Origin of the sequence: Acinetobacter sp. UBA3132, from assembly GCF_002364825.1 — a bacterium.
Taxonomy (GTDB): domain Bacteria; phylum Pseudomonadota; class Gammaproteobacteria; order Pseudomonadales; family Moraxellaceae; genus Acinetobacter; species Acinetobacter schindleri.
On sequence record NZ_DEZM01000126.1, the window covers coordinates 1 to 3,911 of the forward strand.

The window sequence follows — 3,911 nt, forward strand, 5'->3', positions numbered from 1 at the left end:
ACCATCCAGATTAAATTCTTTTTCCTCAAGTACTTCATTTTTGACGTATTGGTTTCCTTCTATTTCCAAAATATCATTTTGATCATCAAGGCGCTTTTTTAAATTTTCGGCTGATGTTGGCTGGAAATCTTCAGTTTTAAGAACAGATTGCTGGTCTACAATAGGTTCAATGGAATTATTAACATTCTGTTTTAAGGTGTTGGTCGATCTAGTCTTTAAAATCTCTTTGGTAAAAATAGAAGAAGATAAAGTATCTGTTTTATTAATAATCCCAGAATGAGATAAGTTGTTTTTATCTTCAATTGGATTATTCTGTTTAATTCTCTGTTCTCTAACGATTTGACTGCTTTGAAGTTTAGGGGGGGCAGTCATGACCTGAGATTGAGGATATAAAATCTGATTTTTCTGATTTGATTCTAAGACCTTTTTAGTTTGAATATTATTTTTTTGTACTACCATCGGTCGGCCATCTGGACCAATAATCGTATGAAATGTACCGGCATAGACATTCCCTAATTGTGCCGTTGTCAACACAACTATCATCCTTAGCCATAAATGTCCTATCATCCTGATATGCCTACCATCTTGTTCTATAGTTAAGTCCTAAAATTGTGATTTTAGTATCTGTTTTAACATTTAACCCCGCATATGGGTTTAATAATAAGTTGTTAACACCTGTCTGGTTTGAAAGGCTACTGGTGTTAGCCGGGATGTTATCCTTACTGCGTAAGAAACCAATAGATAAATCGAGATCTGTGTCTGCATCAAACTTGTAGCCTACACCTAGGCCAAATAATTGAGCATTATTGATCGGCACCATCGTATTACGCTTGTTATCAGGAATAGCACTCGAACGTGGTTCATAACCCGCACGCAGCTTCAATCGGTCTGTTGCTGAGTATTCAAACCCGATTCCCCAACTCCATGGCGAGGTAAACTCAAGGGGTAATGCTAATGAAGTATCGGTAACATTTGCAGATAAAAGTTTGGCAATTTTCAATGCTGAAATTTGACGATCAAATTCGAAACGGAATTTGTCCCAGGCTTTATAATCTGTCCAACCCACATCAAAATTAACTTGTAAATCAGGCAATAATTTATATTTAATCCCTGCCTGAAAATGTGCAGGAAATTCCAGATCCATGGATACCAAACCAGATTCACTCGATGGGACAGAATTTGGGAATCCGAGAATCGCTGCAAGAATCTGCCCTGTCGGAGAAGACATCAAGCCCTTGATCATCTCCTGCGGCGCTCTGGCATTATCAATGTGATATTTACCCTTAAGGCGCATTTTTGCTGAACTTTGGTAGACCATACCAAAACTGAAATCTTCAGTAGGTTCCCATAGTACACCCAAGTTATAACTCGGGCTCAGGGATTGTTCCAATCCAAGTTGCATTTGACCGAATTTGCCAAATGGATTCATTCCTTCTTGAGCATTACACATCCCGAGTAAAAGAATATCGGTGATAATGTCCGAGTTTTCCTTAAATGGTGTACATACCACTTCATCGATCATTCTCAGCATACCGATGAGTTCATTCGGAAAACGTAAGTCGGTTTTCATACCCATCGCTTGATATGACATTCCGACACCACCTCCAATCGAAAGCGTATCACTGACCTGATAGCCTACCGAAGGTGACAGATAGGTAATCCGCTCAAGTGCAACCTGCTGCCCCATATAGTTTGCAGGATTACCACTTTCAGCACCAAAACCCGCCATAAGAGGTGCATATACAGCTGTCGCATAAGTTGCTTTGGAGCCTGGTGGATTATAGGCAATCCCCATAGTGGGTGCAGCCACTGGCATCCCTTCACCCAGATCCACCATCTTTTTTAAAATAGGTACATATAAGCTAACGTATTCAACATCACCTCTGATTGGCCCATCTTTAAAATCAGTACATAGATCTGAATTAACCTCTGGTCCATCATTACAAACCAAAGGATCATCTGAATAACCGAAAACGTTATAACCAGCAGGGACACTGAACTCACGTCCAATATCAAAATTAGCAATAATAATCTGCTGCTCAGTTTGTAAGCCCTGAATTTTAGTCAAACCTGCTGGGTTAAAATGAACAGCATTAACTCCTGGTGGATCTGCAGTAACTGCATTACCTAGTGAAAGCGAGCGCAGGTCAACCGATAAATTTGTTCCTAATTGTGCAAATGCTGCACCTGAACAACCCGTTAAAAGAATGGCACTCACTAACGGGCTGAGTCGAATTTGTCTCATAAGACAGCCCCTTAGCGAATTTTCTTACCAAAACCTAAAATATCCAGTGGGAAAGATAGACCAAGCGAGACATCAGGTGCATCTTCCGTTAATCCTAGCCCTACAGTACCGTTGACAATTGTTTCAGGAGAGATACGTACCCCGAGGGAAATTGCAAAGGTTGAACTGGTTTGATCTGCTGGCGAGTAACTTTCACCACTTGAATATCTGAACTCTGAACCAGTATTAAAGCTTTGCTGATAGGACATTGTCATTGAGACATCGTAATTAAAGGAATAAGCAAAACCAAAAGCAAAACCACCACTGATTCCGGGTTCAAATTCATCAATTACACGGTAACCCCGACGCTGATTTAAGTCAGTTACTTTAAATCCATAATTGGCAGAAACAGAAGCAAACAATACGACTGGATCAATATATTTACGGGTACTTGCTCCCACGCCTACAGCGTAATAGCCCTTACCTGTGGATAAATCATCAGCCGCATTAATTTCATATGGACTATCACCGGTCTTAGTGGAAAGATTACCAAATAAAATGAGTGGCAGACGTCCTGCTTTTAATGGAAATGGTTCCCAACGCGCCCCAAGACTTATATCACCTAAACCTGCTGTAGACGTATCTTTCAGTAAATCTGTTTTAGTCACCAGCGGTAAAGACGCAGTTAAGGTTAAGTTATCTTTTAAACCATATTGAGCAGTGAATGTGTTAGTCAGCGTATGGGTTGCATTTTCCTGAACACGTAACTGATACAGCTGGCCTTGTGCCATTTCTAGATCTAGCTGAGTATCGCGATAATAGGTATAGTCAATATCATAATACGATGAAATTTCACCTTGCTTAATAAGTGAATACTGACGCTCATTTGAAGTAAAGACCTCCTCAAGATTCGTTTCTTGAGATGCATCCCCTTCACGCTGTTGTAATGCAGATGAAGCTTGTACTGGCTCTGTAACTCGTTGTTCTACGGTAGTTGGTTGTGTAGATTCTGCTGTTTTCTCCTCTGTCTCAATGATTTGCTCATATCCACCTAATTCAGGTTCAGCTACAGATTCAGCAACAGTTTCTTCTACTTCTACGACTTCCTCGTATTCCCCTAATGCCGGCTCACCTGCAGCATATGCTGCCCCCATGACCATTTGAACACTAAGTGCCAAGAGAGTTTTGTTCATCCATTCACGTTTCATGTTGCATCCCACCATTTTTATTTTTCTAATTCAGTTTTTTAATTCGCTTTTACTTGCTCTTATAATAAAGTCTTAAGAAGTTATAGGTTGGCTTCCCATAGGAAGCGGACTCCGGATTCATATTGGTATCCAGACGAATTGTAGATGCCTTATCCGCGATTTTTTCCATATAGAACTGTGGATATTGAAAATCTACCAACGCATAACGATTAATCGTGGCGTCCTCAACATGGCGCATATCTGAATCTTGGAGTGCTAAGAAATTTTTACGATATTGTTCAGGCACATTGATTAAATACAGCGTATTATTTTCCCAGACCTGTTTAAAACGTTGTTCATCAAAACTAATATTACCGAGTGCTGGATCCGCGACATAAACACGCCCATCTTTATATGCTTTGTAGACAACAAAATGTTTAAATCCTGCATAAGAAATAGGAACAATAGCCGGCTGCCCTTGTTTGACCAAGTCTTCAAAT

At 40.1% G+C, this 3,911-nt stretch carries 3 protein-coding genes and 1 pseudogene; all 4 read right to left on the reverse strand.

Annotated features, from left to right (window positions below):
• Positions 1-534 (reverse strand): annotated as a pseudogene (locus tag B4033_RS06315) (hypothetical protein); the annotation flags it as partial.
• Positions 535-577: 43 nt separating this feature from the next.
• The gene (locus B4033_RS06320) at positions 578-2,245 is read right to left on the reverse strand and encodes an OmpP1/FadL family transporter (RefSeq protein ID WP_004814477.1); all 1,668 of its coding nucleotides are present in this window, start codon (positions 2,243-2,245) and stop codon (positions 578-580) included.
• Positions 2,246-2,256: 11 nt separating this feature from the next.
• Positions 2,257-3,432 carry a hypothetical protein gene (locus tag B4033_RS06325; protein ID WP_171249860.1) on the reverse strand — a complete coding sequence of 392 codons (1,176 nt, stop codon included), beginning with the start codon at positions 3,430-3,432 and terminating at the stop codon, positions 2,257-2,259.
• Positions 3,433-3,481: 49 nt separating this feature from the next.
• The coding region (locus B4033_RS06330) for a cysteine peptidase family C39 domain-containing protein (RefSeq protein WP_286832735.1) at positions 3,482-3,911 on the reverse strand (430 nt) is incomplete at its 5' end.